Raw genomic sequence first — 18512 nt, forward strand, 5'->3', positions numbered from 1 at the left:
TCTAGCTGCATTCTTTAGTTTTCCCCTAGCTCTTACATCTGCGGCATGGCCAAAGTTAAAACCCTATTTTTCTGTCAGAACTGCGGCGCGCAATCAGCCAAGTGGATCGGGCGCTGCCCCAGCTGCGGGGAGTGGAATACCTACGTGGAGGAAGTTATTGAAAAGGCCGACGCTAACCCGGCTGCCAACGCCTGGAAGGCCTCTACTTCCGTGGGCTCCACTACCAAAGCGGCCAAGCCCAAGCCCCTCGGCGACATTATTTACGAGGAAGAATCACGCCTGAACACCCACGACGCGGAGCTGAACCGGGTGCTGGGCGGCGGACTAGTGCCCGGCTCCCTGGTGCTGATCGGGGGCGAACCGGGCATCGGTAAAAGTACCCTGATGCTGCAGATTGCCATGCAGTTGCGCAACCTGCGCATCCTGTACGTATCGGGCGAGGAAAGCGAGCAGCAAATCAAGATGCGGGCCGAACGCCTCGGGCAGCAGCACCCGGGCCTTTACATCCTCACCGAAACCAACACCCAGAACATCTTCCGCCAGATTGACCAGCTCCAGCCCAACGTGGTGGTCGTCGATTCCATCCAGACCTTGCACAGCACCATTGTGGAGGCCGGGCCCGGCTCCGTGAGCCAGGTGCGCGAGTGCACCACCGAGCTACTTAAGTACGCCAAGGATACGGGTGTGCCGGTGCTGCTCATCGGTCACATCACCAAGGATGGCTCCATTGCCGGCCCCAAAATCCTGGAGCACATGGTGGATACCGTGCTGCAGTTTGAGGGCGACCGGCACCTGACCTACCGGATTCTGCGCACCATCAAAAACCGCTTCGGCTCCACTGCCGAGCTGGGCATCTACGAAATGCAGGGCGCGGGGCTGCGCCAGGTAAGCAACCCCTCCGAGATTCTGCTGAGCCAGCGCACGGAGCAGCTCAGCGGCATTGCCATTGGGGCTACTCTGGAAGGCAACCGGCCGCTGCTGGTGGAGGTGCAGGCCCTCGTGACGCCCGCTACCTACGGCACGCCTCAGCGTTCCTCCACGGGCTTCGACAGCAAGCGCCTGCAGATGCTGCTGGCGGTACTAGAGAAGCGTAGCGGCCTGCGCCTAGGTCAGCATGACGTGTTCCTGAACATTGCCGGCGGTCTGCGCCTCGAAGACCCCGCATTGGACTTAGCCGTGTGCGCGGCGGTAGTGAGTTCGCTTAATGACGTGCCCATTCGCAACGAAATTTGCCTGGCGGCGGAGGTGGGCCTGAGCGGGGAGATTCGGGCCGTGAGCCGGCTAGATCAGCGCCTGAGTGAATCGGAAAAATTGGGCTTCGCCGAAATGTACATTTCGCAATTCAACGCCAAAGGGCTGGACCTGGCCCGCTACGGCATTCGGGTGCACCCCGCCGGGCGCCTCGACGAGGTGCTGACGGGTCTTTTTGGCTAAAAGCAGCTTAATAACCAGTATGCTGCCAGGTAACCTACTCATTTTGAAGCCCGGCCACGAAAGTTGCTAAAAGCATACCTTCGTGGCCGGGCTCCTTGGAGTGTACAAAACTTTGGGGTTGGGTACGTGGTTACGAAAAAAGTAACCGAGCGGATTGGACTTTCTCAACCTTTCCGCCGTATCTTCGGTATAGAAATTGACTTTTACCGCGAAACACCTGACACGGGAACCTGAAATCAACTTCCGTGTTGAACGTTTTTAGCAGTCTATTCCTGATGTAGCCTCCTTGTTGATGCCCAATAGATCTACTTTCGCCGCCGCCCTGCTGTGGGCAGCCGTGCTAGCCGCCCCCTGCTGGGCCGGGCCCAAGGCACCGTGGTTCTGACCGGTAAGGTCAGCGGACGCACGGCCGACACAGTGGCCGTGTCGGTGCGCGAGAATCCGCTCGATGTAAAAGAGCAGATTACCTATGCTCGGCTCGATGACAAAGGCGAGTTTCGGCTAGCCCTGACGGTAAACGGCCCTACCCGCGCCGACCTTGTGTACGGCGACGACGTAACGGATCTGTTTCTGGAGCCCGGCAACCAACTGGAAGTACGTTTCAAGGGCTCTGACTTGGCTAGCACCGTGCGCTACAAAGGCCGGGGCGCAGAAGCCAATACATTCATGTCGGAGATGGATGAGAAGTTCGTGGAAAACGATGGTTTTCAGGTCCTTCCCGATAACATCATGCTGTATGAGCCCGGCTTTCTTTCCTTCCTGGACTACCGCCGCAAAGAGGAGCAGAAGTTTGTGGAAGGTGGCACGGACGGCTTAAGCCCGGCGTTCAAGGAATACCTAAAGGCCGAAATCGCCTACAGCTACGCCAACGACCGGCTGACTTTCCAGGACCTGCGCGAGCAGGTGGTAGCCACCGAGGGCCGCCTGAAAATGTCGCCTACGTACTACGACTTCCTCAACGACAAGGCCCTGATTAACAACCCAGCGGCGGCACAAAGCGAACAGTACCAGGAGTTTCTGCTCAACTACGTGCACTACCTGGCCACCAGCAACGGCAAGCTCCGCTCCGACCCTGACTTCTACCAGGTATGCTACGACTTGGCCAAGAAGCAGCTCGATGGCCCGGTAAAACCAATCATTATGGGCCGAGTGCTCAAGGAATCCTTCCGCTTCGGTCACGTGAAGCAGTCGGCGGCTATGCTGGAGGATTTCCGCTCCGTTGATGCGAAGAACCACTACTATCCCCTGCTGCGTCAGGACTTCGATACGCACAAGGCGTTTGCCATTGGGGCCCCAGCACCCGATTTTAAGCTGATTTCAGCCAAAGGTGACACTGTGAGTTTGAAGCAGTTTGCTGGCAAGCTGGTGTACCTAAATTTCTGGCGTACCACGAGCGGCCTGGCCCTGCGCGACCTGCCCTACGCGGCGGAGCTAGCGAAGAAGTTTGAGGGTAAAAACATTGTGTTTCTGAACGTGGCCCTGGACGAAAACGAGGGCGCCTGGAAGCAGCTAGTTGTCAGCAAGCGGCTGCCGGGCGTGCACGTGCGCACGGCCGGCGGGTTGCGCTCAGCCATTGCCCGCGCCTACGCCGTTCAGGATGTGCCCAGCTACTTCCTGCTGGCCGAGGATGGCACCTTTCTTAACACCAAGCCCAAGCGCCTGAGCAGCCGCGCCGCCGTGGACGAAATCAAGGAGTCCTTTGGCAAGGCCAACACCTACAGCAGCACGCTACCAACGGGCAAATAGCTCCTGCCTCCCTAACACAACAGCGCCGTCCGAAGGAGATTCGGGCGGCGCTGTTGTGTTAGGGAGGTTCAAGCAATTAGGCAGTGCGGAAGCCGGTAGCCTGCTTGATGGTGCGCTCATTGCCAGAGGCCGGGTCAGCGTAGCTATGCTCCCCTACCTCAATTGACACCTTCTTGCCTAGCAACTGCTTGGTATCTAAATCCTTGCCGGCCTCGGGCTGGATGCCTACCACGGAATACAGGGAAAGTAAAATAGGCATGGCGTTAGGAGAGGTATAAAAACGCTGGGTAATGAAGCCATCTTCATTTTCCATGCGGGCGGCGAAGAAGGGCACGTTCTGGTGCTCACTGGTGCCTTCTTGGATATCGGTGATTTCAACCGTATGGCGGCCATCGGGTAGAAAGCCTTTTTCCTGACCTGCTTCAACTGGTATTTTCATGGCGAATAGCAAAGTGATGATACCCCTTTAACGCAGGCCAATATTTTTAGGTTATACAACTAATTATATTGGCTAAAGTCAATATTCAGCCGTAGCATACAGTATTCCAATAAGACACGCATAGATCAATTTATTAAGCAGTTAGCCGGCAGCAACGGCACCAGAATCAGGTAGCGCAGAAATGATGCTGATGTCAGGCTTAGGATAGCGCCTGTAGTGTGGTAAGAGCTTTGAGAGGCTACTTATTTCTGCTGATTGTAGCCAGATTCAGAGGTTGCTTGTTCTGTCTCTGCTTCCGGCTCAGCCGAGGCGCCGTACCTTTACTTCCCGCATGGCTTCCCTACTCACCGACGGACTCAACTTCTTTTCCAAAGCTACCCCCGGCCGCGTCTGGAACGGAGCGCAAGTAGTAGGAGGCTACATCTTGAGCAAGCTGACAGGCAAAGCCCGGCATTGGGGGCTGCCGGTAGCCCTGAGCTTCGAGCCAACGACCAGTTGCAACTTGCGCTGCCCGGAGTGCCCCAGCGGCCTGCGCTCCTTCACGCGGCCCACCGGCATGCTGCCCGACGAGCTGTTTCGCAAGACTATTGATGAGGTAGCCTCCCGGCTGTGGTACCTGATTTTCTACTTCCAGGGCGAGCCTTACCTGCACCCCAACTTCCTGGAACTAGTGCAGTATGCCTCCCGCAAAGGCATTTACACCGCCACCAGCACCAACGCCCACTACCTCAACGATACCAACGCCCGCCGCACGGTAGAAAGCGGACTGGACCGGCTGATTATTTCCCTGGACGGCACTACCCAGGACGTGTACCAGCAGTACCGGGTGGGCGGCAAGCTGGATAAAGTGCTGGAAGGCACCAAGAACCTGATTAAGTGGCGGCGGGAGCTAAAGTCGCAGACGCCGCGGGTGGTGTTTCAGTTTCTGGTGGTACGCCCCAATGAGCACCAGATTGACGAAGCCAAACGCCTGGCCAAGGAGCTGGGAGTGGATGACGTGTGGTTTAAAACCGCCCAGATCTACGACTACCACAATGGCTCCCCCCTTATCCCGACCATCGACTACTATTCGCGCTACGAGAACAACGCGGCCGATGGCACTTGGAGCATCAAGAACAAGCTGGTGAACCACTGCTGGAAAATGTGGCACAGCTGCGTCATCACCTGGGACGGGCTGGTAGTGCCCTGCTGCTTCGATAAAGACGCCGAGTACCGCCTCGGCGACTTGAAGCAGCAAACCTTCCGCCAGCTCTGGCACGGCTCTAAGTACCAGCGTTTCCGCGCCTCCCTGCTCAAAGGCCGCGACCAAATTGAGATGTGCCGCAACTGCACTGAAGGCACCAAAGTGTGGGGGTAGCAGTGAACTTGTGAAGTGGTGAACGGGTGGGGCCTGAGGCACTAGTGAGTCGGCAGACGTAGTGGTAGCGGCTTACTTCTGGGTCGGCCGGGTAGCGGAAGGACCGGGAAGCAGCAGACTTCTCTGAGGTAGAGCTATGTAACACGGGCAGAACAAGGTCAGACTGAGCACATCCATGCGTTTTGCCAGCTGACGGTGCAGTAGTAACCGGACGACTACGAACCAGATGCTCTGCCTTGACTCAATAAGCCTAGTTCTGACTATAACAAGAGAAGTCTATCTTGCTGGCAGTCCTTCTCCTACCTGATTCCTATGTTCTCGGCCGCCCGCATTGCTACTATTCGGAAAAGTAAAGGCCTCTCGCAGGAAGTGCTGGCGGAGCAGTCGGGGGTGAGTTTGCGCACGATTCAGCGGGTAGAGCAGGGCGACACGGTGCCACGCGGCTTTACCCTGCAGGCACTGGCTACGGCCCTGGAAGTACCGTTGGAAGCCTTCCGAACGGAGCCCGCGGAGCTGGTTGTAGCAGCCGCAGCGGGCGGCCCCATGCTGGGCCGCCCGTTGCGGCTGCTACGCCGGTGCTAGTGGCCCAACCGGAACTGGCTCCTAGCCCAAAGCTGCGCTCCGACCCCGACTTTCTGCAGCTGCTGAACCTAAGCGCCTTGAGTTTTTTGCTGGTGCCCCTTCTCAACTTGGTAGTACCCTGGTGGCTCTGGCGGACCCGGCGCTACTCCGTGGAGCACGCGGCAGAAGTAGGGCGGCGCGTGCTGGGCTTCCAGATTTTGTGGCAGGTCTGCAGCTTCTTTGTCTTCCTGCTGGTGCTAATTGTGCACCTGAGCGTAGCCCCCAACTACCGTCCCGTGCTGCCCGGAGTTTACGTGGCCGTGGTAGCCATTACCTACGGCCTGAACGTGCTGACAATCGGCTACAACAGCTGGCAGTTGCGCCAGGGCCAGCTAGATCTATACCGGATACGGCTGTGAGGCACTAGATGTATCCTGATGACTTACAGTTCATTACTTCAAATGGCGGCCAAATGACGGGTAGATGACGCACGGACCCAGGTAGGAAAACGGGCACCTTTGGCTCATTAACTCACCTCCACTTCATGCGCCATGAAACTCTTCCGCAACATCCTGCTCGCCGTACTTGCCCTGCTTCTGGTTAGTGGTGCTGGGGCTACTTTTATATGCGCAAGAAGTTTGAGCCAGCCGCCAACCAGCTGGCCGTTACGGGCTTGCCTACTACCAGCGCCTTCGTATGGTACGCCGGCTCAGCCCGCCCCGTGGTGCCTCATGCGGCGCTATTGGTGCCCGTAACGCTGCCTGGCTGCCCGCGCACCTGCTACCTTCAGTTTGATACTGGTGCCCCTACCTCCCTGCTCTACGCCAACTCCCTAGCAGTGCTTCGGCGGCACTACCCGGCCACGGCCCAAACACTGCTACCCCGGGCCGACACCCTACATAACGTTGCCTTTACCTTGGGCCAAGCGCGGGTGCAAGCCCGTCGCCTGCGGGCCCTGCCGTACGGCGCCAGCGAGTTGCCCGCCGACAGCACCGCACCTTTTATCATTGGTACGCTAGGGGCCGATGTGCTTGATGGCCGGGTGATGGTTCTGGATTACGCCCGCCAACGCTTCAGCCTCAGCACCCAAGCCCCCGACAGCCTCCTGCCCCGCACCGAGTTCGTACCCCTCGACTACGCCAGCCGCCGCGTGCTGCTCACAGCTCAGGTGCTGGGCAAAACTGAGAAGTTGCTCTTCGACTCCGGTAGCAGCGCCTTCGCCCTACTCACCAGTTAGGCTGTCTGGCAGCAGATGGCCCGCCCGCAGGCGCCCGTCCAAACGGCTGCTTCCAACTCCATGGGGCGGCAGCTGACTACCTACACAACCGCCACGGAAGCCGACGTGCAACTGAGTAAGGCCGCCATTCCTCTGGGCACGGTAACCTACGTGGAAGGCACTAGCCTGATGGAAAACTTGCTGATGCGCTTTTCCGGTATGGGTGGCATGCTAGGTAACGAGCCTTTCAGCCAGCAAACAATCATCCTCGACGTACGGGGCGGACGCTTCGGGGTAGTGTGGCAGTAGGTGAAAGCCCACCAGACCAAGTACCGTCCGTGAAGTAATGTTCAAGCTGTTATCGGGTGCATCAACAACTGTAGTTATGCAGAGGCGCTTATGAAGGTAGTATGCTCTGCTGCCAACTCTGCTCTAGTAATTCCAGGGGTACAGGTCGGGCGGGGTGTGCTCGTCTTGGGGGTAGGTAGGGGGTGCAGGGCCCGGGTGTGGTCTAAGAACAGAAAGGCGTCGTAGCGGTCCGGGATGACGGAGGGAACGTAGTTGCCAAACCGCTCAAACTCCGGCCGGTACACGACGCCAATGGCCCGATGACCGATGGACTTCTGCAAGGCCTCGTGGCCGCGCAGCTCCTGGGACAGTAGCAAAGCATTTTCTCCTTGCAATTGCTGGTGAAGCAGGTTTTCCCAGGAGCCGCGAGTGCCTTCCGGTACGGTCATGCGCTCGGGGGTAGCACCCCACTTCTTACCCGCTATAACGGAGCCCTGGTAGGAGCCAAAGCCCACGGCAAACACCTGGTCGCGGCCGTACGCTTCGCGGGCAAGTTGCCCAACGTTTACCATGTCCTCCCGGCGCATGTCGGTGTAGCGCGCGTCGCCGATGTGGGTGTTGTGCTCCCAAATAATGGCTTTGCTATCAGGCCCGTGCAGGTCGAGCAGGCGGGTGAGGGTTTCCATCATGTGGGTGTCGCGCACGTTCCAGGAAGCGGAGCCGCCCTTAATCATGGCCCGGTAGTAGCGCTCGGCATTTACGGCTACCAAGGCGTTCTGCTCGGCGTTGAACTGCTGCTCCCGCGCCAGCAGGCCATCAGGATGCTCGGCGGCTACTTGCTTGCGCAGGGCCCGCAGCATTTCCGTCACTTCATCCTGGCAATCATCCGAGACGAAGGCCACGGCGTGAGCGTACTCCTGGGGGTCGTCGCCGTAGGGCTCAAAGCACTGAGAAGCCTGGTGGGCAGCGTGCACGGCTCCATCGCCCTGCTTTTCCACGTAGCGCAGGATTTCCTGCAGGGAGTCCCAGAGGCTATACACATCCAGGCCGTAGAAGCCCACGCGCTGCTCCAGCGGCTGCTGGCGGTTGTGCTGGTGCAACCACTCCACAAGGGCCGCAATTTCCCAGTTGCCCCACATCCAGGTGGGCCAGCGGTTAAACGTGCTCAGCAGCTGGGCGGCGCTGCCGTAGGTAGGCTCGTCTTGCTTAATGGCCGCGTTTACCTTGAAGCAGTCGGGCCAGTCGCCTTCCACGGCAATAAACTGAAAGCCTTTCTCCTGGATTAGCCGCTTGGAAAGAGCCGTGCGCCAGGTGTAATACTCAGAGGTGCCGTGGGAGGCCTCGCCCAGCAAGACAATGCGGGCGTCGCCGATGGCATCCAACAGCGGGTCTAGGTCGGGTGCCGAACGGAGCGGGTGGGTAGGCAAGGGAGTTTTCATAGCGTTGAGATTGGGTGGGGCAGAAACAGAAGAGTGCGCCGCAACAGCAGTTGCGGCGCACTCCGGGAAGGAATAGGTAGGGTGGCAGTGCTTACTTGAAGCGCTTGCTCAAGTTTTTGCCCAAGTCTTCTACCTGCTTCAGAAACTCCAGGGCATCAGAGTCGCCGTAGGTACCGTAGGCCGAGGAAATCGTACCGCGCACACCGTCGGCGGTTTCCAGGGCGTAGAGAATGGACATATCATCGGGGTTGCTTTCCCCTTCGAAGCGGTAGAAGTCCACAATCGTTACGTCTTCCGGACCGTAGGTTTTCTTTTCGTCGCTCATGGCGTACAGGCGGCCATTTTGCACACTAAAATCAGCCGTAAAGCCTTCCTCGTTGAGTTTTCTTTCTACGTTAACGAGCGAGCGTTCTTCTTCTTTGTCTTGCATAATGAGGGGCGTTTGTAAGCGGGGAAGGGGAAGGTTCCGGGGGTAGGCAGGGCCAGCAACGGAAAGCCCCCGTGCCGGCTATACGTAGCCAGCACGGGGGCAGGTTATATCCCGTAGCAAGAATATTGCGCCGCTAGCGGCCGGTGCCTTCGCGGGCGGCGGCCAGCTCAATGGTGCGCTGCAGCCGCTCAACATCAATCACGGAGCAGGCCCCGCCGCAGCCCTTGGCGCAGCCCGCCTGATCCTTGGAAAAGAAAGCTCGCCAGAAGATGCGCCCGACGTAGAACACAGCTCCGGCAAAGAGCAAAGCGATGATGAGGTACTGTATCCACATGATGGTCACAAAACTACGACGCGCCAGGAAAAGTTTGCGGCTGGATGTATATACAGGGGCGCCCCTACTACCTATGCTATGGAGCCAACAACCAGTTCCCCTCCTTTCCAAGGAGGGGAACTAGCTATAACTGCTAGACTTTTTACTTCCAGGTTTCCCGGATGGTGGTTTGCATTTCCTCGTGCACGTGGCCGTTACTAGCTACTACCTGCCGGCCAAAGAGCGGGTCGCCTTCTTCCAGGAAAGCCGTGACGCGGCCGCCGGCTTCGCGCACCAGCAGAATGCCCGCGGCTACATCGTAGGAGTTGAGGTTGAACTCGAAGAAGCCCTCGAAGCGGCCGGCGGCTACGTAGGCTAGGTCGGCGGCGGCGGACCCCACGCGGCGCACCCCGTGGGAGCGTTGAATAAAAGCGCTCAACAGCTGCAGATACTCGTTGAGGTGGGTGAAATCGGTGTAGGGGAAGCCGGTGGCAATCAAGGAGTTGTTCAGGTCCGGCACATCGGAAACGTGGATGGGCTCCTCATTGCAGAAGGCCCCAGCCCCCTTGGCAGCCCGGAAGCATTCGTCGCGCACTACCTCGTACACCACGCCCGCCACTAGCTCGCCGTGGTGGATCAGGCCCACGCTTACGCAGTACACTGGCAGGCCGTGCACGAAGTTGGTGGTGCCGTCCAGCGGGTCGATAATCCAGTTGTACTCCTCGGCCCGGTGGGCGCCCTCGGTACCCTCTTCCGTGATGAAGCCGGCTTCAGGCAGCACCTCGCGCAGCCCGGCCACGAGCAGCTTTTCGGTTTCCTTATCTACGTACGACACCAGGTCGTGCACGCCTTTGCTTTCGATGTGGCTCCGGTCAAAAGTGGCGGCCTCCTGACGAATAAACTGGCCCGCGTGGCGCGTGACGGCCGCAAGCTGAAAGCTGAGTTGATTGTAATCCATGAAACGAAGGTAGTATCCGCAGAAAAAGAGTGTCATCCGGAGCCTACGCGAAGGACCTCTACCGCGGGCTGCCTCTGGGAAGTAGCACGGCGGCAGAGGTCCTTCGCGTAGGCTCCGGATGACAGACGATATTAAGCAGTCAATTGTTTTCGGCTCCTTACGGCCTGCACCACCGTTAGCAGCAGCAGCAGCACGGCCAGCACCTGGCAGGTGGTGCCAATTAGCTCGCCGTGACGGACGTAGAAGGTTTGCTCGGTGTTCAGGTGCACGGTGGCGCGGCTCACGGCCTGCTCCCACCAGCCCGTCTGCTGCGTGATTTCACCTTTCTGGTTGATGAAGGCCGAAATGCCGGTGTTGGCCGAACGGGCAATGTCGCGGCGGGTTTCAATGGCGCGCAGGGTGGCGTACTGCAGGTGCTGGTTGTGGCCCGGCGAGTCACTCCACCAGCCGTCGTTGGTGATGATGCCGATCAGGGAAGCCCCCTGCCGCACGTAGTCGCCCACAAAGTCGCCATATACTGACTCATAGCAGATTACGGGGGCTACGCTTAGGCCGGGAGTAGCCGTGCGGTACACAGTGCGCTCGGGCTGGGAGCCCAGGCCGCCGGCCGTACCACCCAAATCAATCACGAAGGCTGACAGCCACGACGGCACGCCCTCTACCCCCGGCACTAGCCTAGACTTATGGTAGAATTCGGCGGGCCGGAGGCGCTGCCCAGGTGCAGGGAGGCGTTGAAGATGTCGTAGTAGCCTAGGTCGTCGCGGAAACGGGCAGTGGGGCTGGCCTTGCCTTTATCCGGACCGTATTGGCCCACGGTGGTCAGGCCAGTTACCAGCTCCACGCCGGGGTGCTGGCTAAGCCACTGGCGCAGGCGCTGAATTTTGGGGTAGGTTTCAATTGCAGCCTCGAAGTAGGTTTCATCGAGGGAGGTTTCGGGCCAGAGGACGAGCTTGGTTTGCGGGGTCAGGTTCTGCTCGGTGAGGGTAAGCAGGCGCTGCAGCTGCAGGTCATGGGAAATGAAGTTAGCGCCGCCCTCAAACTTCTCATTGAAGGGGTCTACGTTGGGCTGAATCACCAACACTTCGGCCGTGGGGCCTTTTTCCTGATACTGACTGGCAATGAGCTTGGATATTCCTATGGGCACCAGCGCAGCCAGTAGGGGTAGCACCAGCAGGCGCTGAAGCGGTACCCGCGCCAAGGGCACCGCGCCTGCTGCCGTGGAGGCTTGGTACTTCGTAATGGCAAAGAACACCAGCAAGTTCACCAGCCAAATCCAGACGGAACCGCCCAAAAAGCCGGTGTACTCGTACCACTGCACCCACTGGTTGGCCTGGGCAAAGCCATTGCCGAGGGTCAGCCAAGGCCAGGTCAGGAACCAGTGCAGGTGGAGCTGCTCGAAGGCTATCCAATAAATGGGTAGGGAGAGGTAGCCCAGCTTCGGGCCGAAGCGTTTTTTGGTGTGGTAGAAGGCAGTAAGGGGCAAGCTCATCAGTAGGGCGTTGCAGATAACGGCCGTAATGCCACCGGCCAACGTGCTGTAACTCACCCAGTACGTTGTGAACAGGTTCCAGAGCACTAGCAGCAGGTAGCTGTAGCGCCACACCTTCCAGCCGCTGGCTCCGCGCGCCGTTAGCAGCTGCTCCAGGCGCAGGTAGGGCACCCAGGCGACCAACAGTACCAGGGCCAGCGGGGCCGGGTGCACCGGCCAGCCCAGCCACAGCAGCGCCGCCCCCAACAAGGCCAGCAGGCTCGGCAGCCAGTAGCTCAGTCCCGCAACGGGTAGGGCAGGTGCCGCTGCGGGCGTGCCGCCGGCCACGGGATTCGATGATTTCGTCAGCACTATGGTCTTATTCTTCGGTATAACGGTCTTCCTTGGTGCGTTCTTCCTTGTGGCCCTGCACTACCAGTACAATTTCTCCTTTAATGGCCGCGCGGGCCGCGAAACTGGCCGCCAGCTCGGCGAGCGGGGCCGTTACGGTTTCCTCGAACAGCTTGGTCAGTTCCCGGCTCACAGAAGCCTGACGCTCAGGGCCCAGGACTTCGGCGAGTTGCTCCAGGGTTTTCACAATGCGGTGCGGCGACTCGTAGAAAATCATGGTGCGGGTTTCCTGAGCCAACTCCTTGAGGCGGGTCTGGCGGCCCTTCTTCACCGGCAAAAAGCCCTCGAAGGTGAACCGTTCCGCCCCAAACCCCGATTTTAGCAGGGCCGGCACTAGGGCCGTGGCACCGGGCAGGCACTCCACTTTCAGGCCCCGAGCTAGGCACTCGCGCACCAACAAAAAGCCGGGGTCGGAAATTCCGGGCGTGCCGGCATCCGACACCAAGGCCATGGTCTCGCCCTTCTCCAGGCGTTCGAGCAGGCGCTGCACTTGCTGGTGCTCGTTGTGCAGGTGGTAGCTGAGCATGGGCTTTTTCAGGCCCAAGTGCTGCATGAGGCGGCCACTGGTGCGGGTGTCTTCGGCCAGCACCGTATCTACCTCGCCCAGCACCCGGATGGCTCGCAGGGTAATATCCTCCAGGTTGCCGATGGGCGTGGGCACGAGGTACAAAAGCGTTTTTTCTTGGGGTTCAGCCATAGCTCAAAGGTAGCAGGAGGTTGCCGGTTGGTAGTTGCCGGTTGCTAGTAGCGTGTTGAGGGCCCAACCACCTAGCCGCCGGCACGCCAAGCAGGACGCGGCAGGCACCCCGCTCTACTGCTGCATGATGCGTCATTTCTCACTCCTACTTCTTTCTCTACCCCTCCTGCGCCGTGCCGCCATACTCCGCGGCTAGCTGGTCGATGGCCTCGGCGAGTTTGCGGTCCTTTTCCGTTACCGTGTTGCCGGCGTCGTGGGTGCGCAGGCGGAAGCTGACGAGGTTGTACTCATTGCTCCACCACGGGTGGTGCTCCTGGTACTCCGCTTCCTCGGCCACGTCGCTCATAAAGCTGAAGGCCATCTTGAAATCCTGAAAGCGGAAGGTGCGCGTAAGGGCGTTGTCTTGTTCAGTCCACATAAGCAAGGCAGGTAAAGGCGGTAGCGCAAGGTAGTCTTCACCCGCCGCAAATTGTCATTCAACGACTGACCGGCGTCAACTAGCCAGGCCAACCAGGCGGCTCCGGCCTTCACCCGTTACCTTTGGGGCATTGTAGGGCCGTGAACCACTATACCGGGTGGGCCGGTAATCTTTTTGGCTTCTCGTTGGTTTAGAGCCCCAACCGCTTCCGAAACTCTGATTTTTTCTTGGACAGCTGCCCGTATCCGGCGGCCTGTCCTACCTATTCGCATGAGTAAGCAACGCTACTTTTTTCTGATTCTGATCCTGGGCACTTTGTCGGCCCTGGGTCCTTTTTCCATCGACATGTACCTGCCGGGCTTTCCGGCCATTGCCCAGGACCTGCATACCACGGTAGCCGATGTATCCCTTTCCTTGTCGAGCTTCTTTATTGGGGTTTCGGCGGGGCAGTTACTCTACGGGCCGCTGCTAGACCGTTTCGGGCGTAAGAAGCCGCTGTACGTGGGGCTGCTGCTTTACGTGTTGGCTTCGGTGGGGTGCTACCTGGCTCCTAGCATCGACAGCCTGATTGCCTTGCGCTTTGTGCAGGCCCTGGGCAGCTGCGCCGCCACGGTGGCGGCCGTGGCCATGGTGCGCGACTTATTTCCGGTGCAGGATGCGCCCAAGGTGTTTTCTCTGCTTACCCTGGTTATCAGCGTTTCGCCCATGCTGGCCCCTACCGTTGGGAGCTACATGATAGCCGCCTACGGCTGGCAGTCGGTGTTCCTGGTTTTGTTTGCCATGGGAGCCCTAATGCTGCTAGCCAGCATCTTCTGGCTACCCGAAAGCTACCAGCCCGACCCGACGTACTCCCTACACCCCCGGCCCATTCTCACCACGTTCTGGTCGGTGCTGCGCGAGCCCCAGTTCTTTACCTACGCCCTTACCGGCGCCATGACGTTCGGTGGACTTCTGGCTTACGTTTCGGGCTCCCCGCTGGTGTTCATGGACATTTTTGGAGCCAGCGAAAAGGTCTACGGCTGGATTTTCGCGCTGTTGTCGGTGGGCTTTATCGGCTCCAGCCAGGTGAACAGCTGGGTGCTGCGTTACTACCGCAGCGAGCAAATTGTGCTAGCGGCCATGATCTGCCAATCCGTTATTGGGCTGGTGTTTCTGCTGGGCACTAGCCTGGGCTGGTTCGGGATGGAAGCTACCGTAGTTATGCTGTTCCTGTTTTTGTGCTGCCTAGGTTTTGCCAACCCAAACGCGGCGGCGCTTTCCATTGCCCCGTTCTCCAAGAATGCCGGCAGCGCCGCCGCCCTGATGGGCGCCACCCAAATGGCCGTGGGAGCCCTGGCCTCTTTTGGGGTTAGCATGTTCAACACCCACACGGCCGTGCCCATGGTGGCCATCATGGCAGCTTCGGCCATACTGGCCCTGCTGATTCAGGTGGTTGGCCGCCGAGTTATCGGGCAGCCCGTAGCCGCCGCCGAAGATGCGGGGGTGCTGGTTCATTAAAGCCCGAAACTCACTCAAAAACGACAACGCCCCCGCTGACTTGTGCAGCAGGGGCGTTGTCGTTTACAGGGCTATGCGGTTAGCAAGCAGGCGCTAGTAGCGGTACTTCTTGCGCTTCTTGTCTTTGTCGCGGGTGAGTAGCAAAATGGCACCCGTTGTTACCAAGGCAATAGTGGCCATTTTGGTTACGAAAGCCGAGCGGTTGTGCTTCCACTCCACGGCGTAGCCTTTTTCGGCGAAAATGTTGGGCACCTTGCCGTGGGCAAAGTCCTCAATGATGCCTTCTACCACATTCACACGGTCGGCGAGCAGCAGGGGCAGCCAGTGCCCGTAGTGCGATTCGCTGTACTTAAAGGCCATGCGCCGTAGGGCACCGCTCAGCCCCACCGGCGGTGCCGACTCGCCAAACACAGCCGACACGTTCGGGCGCTCAATGGACTTAAGCACTTCTACATCTACCGGTTGCGAGGAGGCCGGCCGGTGCTTGTGGTCGGGGTCCTGCGACACGTTCATGCGCGGCACACGCAGGGGGTAAGTGGGGTCGTTTTCCGGATTTGCATCTATGCCCCAGCCGGGTAGCTTCTTGGGGTCAATGGTGGTATTTTCCATGGTCAGTCGGCGTTAGATGTTGGCAGAGGGGAAAACCAGCAGCGGCTTGATGCAGTTGTCCAGCTTGGCGGAGAACATGCGGTAGCCATCGGCTACTTCTTCCAGCGGAATGCGGTGCGTAATGAGCTCCTTGGGCTTAATGACGCCATTCTGCACGTGCTCAATCAGGCGGGGAAGCAGGCGCTTCACCGAGGCCTGGTTGGCCCGAATGGTAAGGCCTTTATTAAGCACGTTGCCAATGGGCACCAGGTTATCCGTTGGGCCGTACACACCCACAATGGAGATTACGCCGCCTTTTTTCACCGAGTTTATTGCCCAGTGCAGGGCCGTGGCGGAACCCGCCTGCAGCAGCAGCTTACGACCCGTGATGGTCTGCATGGCGTTGCCAGCCGCCTCAGCGCCTACGGCATCAATCACGCAGTCGGCCCCCATGAAGTCCGTGGCCTTCTTGATGAATACCACCGGGTCGTCCATGTCCTTTTCAAAGTTGTACGCCTCGCAGTTGGCGTAGTTCTTGGCAAACTCCAGGCGGTAGTCTTCTTTGTCGATGATGATGACCCGACCCGCGCCAAAGAGCCAGCAGCAGCGCGCGGCCATAATGCCAACCGGTCCGGCCCCAAACACTACTACCGTATCACCAGGCTGAATACCAGCCATTTCGGCGGCTTGGTAGCCGGTGGGTACTACGTCCGTGAGCAGTACAGCATCATCGGGGTCCATGCCTTCCGGAATTACCGTGGGACCCACATTGGCATAGGGTACGCGGGCGTATTCGGCCTGGCCGCCATTGTAGCCGCCGGCCGTGTGGGAGTAGCCAAAGATGCCGCCCACGGCGCTGGCCTGAGTGTTCGACTCGTGGCAGTTGCCAAACATGCCCTGCTTACAGAAGTGACACTCGCCGCAGGCTACGTTGAAGGGCACCAACACATGGTCACCCACTTTAATCTTGGTTACATCGGGGCCCACTTCCTCCACGATACCCGTGAATTCGTGCCCGAAGGTCGACCCAACCCGCGTGTCCGGTACGTTGCCGTTGTATAGGTGCAAATCAGAACCGCAAATGCAAGAGCGGGTAACCCGGACAATAGCATCCTGAGGATGCTTGATTTCGGGCATTGGTTTTTCAGTGGCGCGGACCCGTTTCGGGCCCCGGTAGTCCATTGCTAGCATAGGAATCCTGCGTTAAGGTTCAGGTGGGATGTGGCGGCCGCTACCCCGCGCTTTTCCAGGTTAGGGGTGGGCTGGAAAGGCGCCGGGCAGCGGCCTCAAGTAGTACTGACCTCTATGTTCAAGGTTGCCACCCTGAGGTAAATCCAATATAAACCCGTATTTATACCCTAGTAAGATGAGGGTAAATACGGAGGAAGTCAGCGGGAACTCAGCGGGAAAAGCGCCTGCTGACTAATTGTGCCCTTGAAGGATTCACATGCTTGGTTGATGCACAAGCCACCTGCTGCCTGGGCCGACACCTAAACCCAAACGCATCAACCCTAGTACAATGCCTTATACTCTCTGCCAACCCACTACCTACCCTTACCATGGCAATTGACCCGAACGACCGCCCCATCCGCGTCATCAACGACGATACCACCGAAGAGGAACTGGCTGCTGGCCATATCATTCCGGGAGCTAATCCGCCCAAGAACGAAGAAGCCCGCGGCGGCTTCGGCGACCGGATGGGCGGCCCCCAGGGCTACGGCACCGACAGCAGCGGCGGCATCACGGCCGTTTCTGTGAATGAAAATGCCGACGACAACCAGCGCATCGGGCAGGAGACCTTTCTGAGCAACGAAGAAGGCCGCCAAGACCAACCAAACAACGACATGCCCGACGACCGGGACCCGGACTTGCAGCCCCGCCGCCCCGTAGACGAGCTGGATGCCGATGATGACCGTCCTGGCCGCGACGAAATGCGCAACCCCAACTCCCGCGTGGGTATGGGCCAGATGGAGCAGCGCCAGCCCAACAACGACGAGCTGGCCCGCCAAGGCACCAACGCCGACCTTACCGACCCCAACGCCTCCGATACGGCCATTGTGCAGTAGCGCAGGCCCGGGCCCAGCCCGGCTCTCGAATGTTCCGCTCTACCTTTTCCGAAAGCAAACTTGAATTTCGAACGCCATGCCGTACAAAAGCAATAACACCAACCAGCAGTCGAAGCGCCCCTCGGGCAGCCCTACCCAAACCGAGCAGCCCAAAGGCGCCGGCAACCTACCCGTAAACGACCGGGATGAGCAGGTAGAAGACCAACTGGAGCAAGAAGCGCAGGATGCGCCCCAGCGCCACCCCAACCGCAACCTGGAAAAACCCGATTTAGGCAAGCCGCCTTACGCGTAGCCAAACCTATTTCTTTAAGAAAAGCACCTGCCTCGGGCAGGTGCTTTTTATTTGTCGATCAATCAGTTGCTACCCCATTGTTATGGCCCGCTACGTCACGACCGATTTACACGGCTGCCTCCTGTCCTTCCAGCACTTAGTAGAAGAGAAGCTCAAGCTCCGCCCTCAGGATGAGCTGTATGTGCTGGGCGACTACGTAAACAAAGGTCCTAATAGCCGGGGCGTGCTGGACTACCTCATGCAGCTGCCGGAGCGGGGCTACCGGGTGGTGTGCCTGCGCGGCAACCACGACCAAGACCTGCTGCACGCGGCCCAAGACCAAGTGACGCTAACCTGGGGCTCCGTGGCCGACCGGGAGCTGACCCTGCGCAGCTTTGGGGTGGAGCAACCCGAGGATATTCCGGAGCGCTACCTACGCTGGATCAACGACTTGCCGTACCAGTTTGAAATTCCGGGCTTTATTTTGGTGCACGCGGGTTTCAACTTCCACTTGCCGCCCGCCCAGATGCGCCAGGACTGGCACACCATGCTCAACATCAAGGAGTTTGTGTTCGATGCCTCCCGTACTGGGGCCGCCGCCTGGTGCACGGCCACGTTCCTACCCCTACCACTGAGGTAGAGCAACGGGTTCAGCAGCGCGCCGGAGCCATCGGCCTCGATACCGGCTGCGTGTACCGCCACAACCCGGAGCTACGCCACCTGGCCGCGCTGGACCTAGACGCCGACAAGCTACACCTGCAACCCAACATAGAGCCCGACTATCCCATTGGAGTAAGGTGAGGCAGTGAAGTGGGGTGATTGGGTGATTTAGTAGTTGATAAGCTTAAAAATCATCTGCTATCCTGAGCAGCGCGAAGGACCTTATCACGTCAGCACGACTTCGTAACAACGACT

General features: G+C 59.1%; 23 protein-coding genes. 12 read left to right on the forward strand and 11 right to left on the reverse strand.

Features of this window, described 5'->3' with window-relative positions; genetic code table 11:
• Positions 1-45: 45 nt before the first annotated feature.
• Positions 46-1434 carry a DNA repair protein RadA gene (radA, locus tag MUN84_RS11390; RefSeq protein WP_244694213.1) on the forward strand — a complete coding sequence of 463 codons (1389 nt, stop codon included), beginning with the start codon at positions 46-48 and terminating at the stop codon, positions 1432-1434.
• Positions 1435-1761: 327 nt separating this feature from the next.
• Positions 1762-3180, forward strand: coding sequence for a TlpA family protein disulfide reductase (locus MUN84_RS11395; RefSeq protein WP_244694214.1), 1419 nt, complete (start codon positions 1762-1764; stop codon positions 3178-3180).
• Between the two features lie 76 nt (positions 3181-3256).
• Here the strand turns inward: MUN84_RS11395 and MUN84_RS11400 are convergent, their stop codons facing one another.
• A complete protein-coding gene (locus MUN84_RS11400; protein WP_244694215.1) occupies positions 3257-3619 on the reverse strand; it encodes a hypothetical protein in 363 nt (120 codons plus the stop codon).
• A gap of 331 nt (positions 3620-3950) precedes the next feature.
• Here MUN84_RS11400 and MUN84_RS11405 point away from each other — a divergent pair, with 331 nt between their 5' ends.
• The 5 genes from MUN84_RS11405 to MUN84_RS11425 all read left to right on the forward strand — a co-directional run bounded on the left by MUN84_RS11405 (position 3951) and on the right by MUN84_RS11425 (position 7062).
• Positions 3951-4976 (forward strand): SPASM domain-containing protein, encoded by a 1026-nt coding sequence (locus tag MUN84_RS11405; protein ID WP_244694216.1) that lies wholly within the window; start codon positions 3951-3953, stop codon positions 4974-4976.
• A 312-nt stretch (positions 4977-5288) separates the two neighbouring features.
• The gene (locus MUN84_RS11410; protein ID WP_244694217.1) at positions 5289-5558 is read left to right on the forward strand and encodes a helix-turn-helix domain-containing protein; all 270 of its coding nucleotides are present in this window, start codon (positions 5289-5291) and stop codon (positions 5556-5558) included.
• On the forward strand, positions 5552-5956 hold the full coding sequence (locus tag MUN84_RS11415; protein WP_244694218.1) for a DUF4870 domain-containing protein: 405 nt from the start codon (positions 5552-5554) through the stop codon (positions 5954-5956). Before MUN84_RS11410 ends, MUN84_RS11415 begins: the two co-directional genes overlap by 7 nt.
• Before the next feature lie 206 nt (positions 5957-6162).
• Positions 6163-6774: a hypothetical protein gene (locus MUN84_RS11420; protein ID WP_244694219.1), complete on the forward strand. Its 612-nt coding sequence runs from the start codon at positions 6163-6165 to the stop codon at positions 6772-6774.
• A 15-nt stretch (positions 6775-6789) separates the two neighbouring features.
• Positions 6790-7062 carry a hypothetical protein gene (locus MUN84_RS11425; protein ID WP_244694220.1) on the forward strand — a complete coding sequence of 91 codons (273 nt, stop codon included), beginning with the start codon at positions 6790-6792 and terminating at the stop codon, positions 7060-7062.
• A 74-nt stretch (positions 7063-7136) separates the two neighbouring features.
• Here MUN84_RS11425 and MUN84_RS11430 read toward each other — a convergent pair whose 3' ends face one another.
• The 8 genes from MUN84_RS11430 to MUN84_RS11465 form a co-directional block, all read right to left on the reverse strand.
• Positions 7137-8480: an erythromycin esterase family protein gene (locus MUN84_RS11430; protein ID WP_244694221.1), complete on the reverse strand. Its 1344-nt coding sequence runs from the start codon at positions 8478-8480 to the stop codon at positions 7137-7139.
• Positions 8481-8571: 91 nt separating this feature from the next.
• Entirely contained in the window at positions 8572-8910 is a 339-nt protein-coding gene (locus MUN84_RS11435) for a hypothetical protein (RefSeq protein ID WP_244694222.1), read from the reverse strand.
• Positions 8911-9043: 133 nt separating this feature from the next.
• Complete coding sequence (locus MUN84_RS11440; protein ID WP_244694223.1) at positions 9044-9244, reverse strand: FeoB-associated Cys-rich membrane protein; 201 nt, start codon at positions 9242-9244, stop codon at positions 9044-9046.
• Positions 9245-9386: 142 nt separating this feature from the next.
• Positions 9387-10181: an inositol monophosphatase family protein gene (locus MUN84_RS11445; RefSeq protein WP_244694224.1), complete on the reverse strand. Its 795-nt coding sequence runs from the start codon at positions 10179-10181 to the stop codon at positions 9387-9389.
• Between the two features lie 131 nt (positions 10182-10312).
• On the reverse strand, positions 10313-10852 hold the full coding sequence (locus MUN84_RS11450; RefSeq protein WP_244694225.1) for an apolipoprotein N-acyltransferase: 540 nt from the start codon (positions 10850-10852) through the stop codon (positions 10313-10315).
• Positions 10852-12021 carry a hypothetical protein gene (locus MUN84_RS11455; RefSeq protein ID WP_244694226.1) on the reverse strand — a complete coding sequence of 390 codons (1170 nt, stop codon included), beginning with the start codon at positions 12019-12021 and terminating at the stop codon, positions 10852-10854. Before MUN84_RS11455 ends, MUN84_RS11450 begins: the two co-directional genes overlap by 1 nt.
• 7 nt (positions 12022-12028) lie before the next feature.
• On the reverse strand, positions 12029-12757 hold the full coding sequence (gene rsmI / locus MUN84_RS11460) for a 16S rRNA (cytidine(1402)-2'-O)-methyltransferase (RefSeq protein ID WP_244694227.1): 729 nt from the start codon (positions 12755-12757) through the stop codon (positions 12029-12031).
• A gap of 157 nt (positions 12758-12914) precedes the next feature.
• Complete coding sequence (locus MUN84_RS11465) at positions 12915-13175, reverse strand: 4a-hydroxytetrahydrobiopterin dehydratase (RefSeq protein ID WP_244694228.1); 261 nt, start codon at positions 13173-13175, stop codon at positions 12915-12917.
• A gap of 270 nt (positions 13176-13445) precedes the next feature.
• Between MUN84_RS11465 and MUN84_RS11470 the strand changes: the two genes are divergently transcribed.
• A complete protein-coding gene (locus MUN84_RS11470; RefSeq protein ID WP_244694229.1) occupies positions 13446-14672 on the forward strand; it encodes a multidrug effflux MFS transporter in 1227 nt (408 codons plus the stop codon).
• A gap of 93 nt (positions 14673-14765) precedes the next feature.
• Here the strand turns inward: MUN84_RS11470 and MUN84_RS11475 are convergent, their stop codons facing one another.
• Both MUN84_RS11475 and MUN84_RS11480 read right to left on the reverse strand, forming a co-directional pair.
• On the reverse strand, positions 14766-15281 hold the full coding sequence (locus MUN84_RS11475) for a hypothetical protein (RefSeq protein ID WP_244694230.1): 516 nt from the start codon (positions 15279-15281) through the stop codon (positions 14766-14768).
• Positions 15282-15293: 12 nt separating this feature from the next.
• Positions 15294-16451: a zinc-dependent alcohol dehydrogenase gene (locus MUN84_RS11480; protein WP_244694231.1), complete on the reverse strand. Its 1158-nt coding sequence runs from the start codon at positions 16449-16451 to the stop codon at positions 15294-15296.
• Between the two features lie 368 nt (positions 16452-16819).
• On the opposite strand from MUN84_RS11480, the gene MUN84_RS11485 reads away from it, so the two are divergent.
• The 4 genes from MUN84_RS11485 to MUN84_RS11500 all read left to right on the forward strand — a co-directional run bounded on the left by MUN84_RS11485 (position 16820) and on the right by MUN84_RS11500 (position 18398).
• Positions 16820-17326, forward strand: coding sequence for a hypothetical protein (locus MUN84_RS11485; protein WP_244694232.1), 507 nt, complete (start codon positions 16820-16822; stop codon positions 17324-17326).
• 76 nt (positions 17327-17402) lie between these two features.
• On the forward strand, positions 17403-17618 hold the full coding sequence (locus MUN84_RS11490; RefSeq protein ID WP_244694233.1) for a hypothetical protein: 216 nt from the start codon (positions 17403-17405) through the stop codon (positions 17616-17618).
• Between the two features lie 82 nt (positions 17619-17700).
• Positions 17701-18237, forward strand: a complete 537-nt coding sequence (locus MUN84_RS11495; RefSeq protein ID WP_244694234.1) for a metallophosphoesterase — start codon at positions 17701-17703, stop codon at positions 18235-18237.
• On the forward strand, positions 18201-18398 hold the full coding sequence (locus tag MUN84_RS11500; RefSeq protein WP_244694235.1) for a hypothetical protein: 198 nt from the start codon (positions 18201-18203) through the stop codon (positions 18396-18398). The genes MUN84_RS11495 and MUN84_RS11500 overlap by 37 nt, the downstream gene beginning before the upstream one ends.
• The last annotated feature ends 114 nt before the right edge of the window (positions 18399-18512 follow it).

Origin of the sequence: Hymenobacter sp. 5516J-16 (assembly GCF_022919335.1) — a bacterium.
Classification (GTDB): domain Bacteria; phylum Bacteroidota; class Bacteroidia; order Cytophagales; family Hymenobacteraceae; genus Hymenobacter; species Hymenobacter sublimis.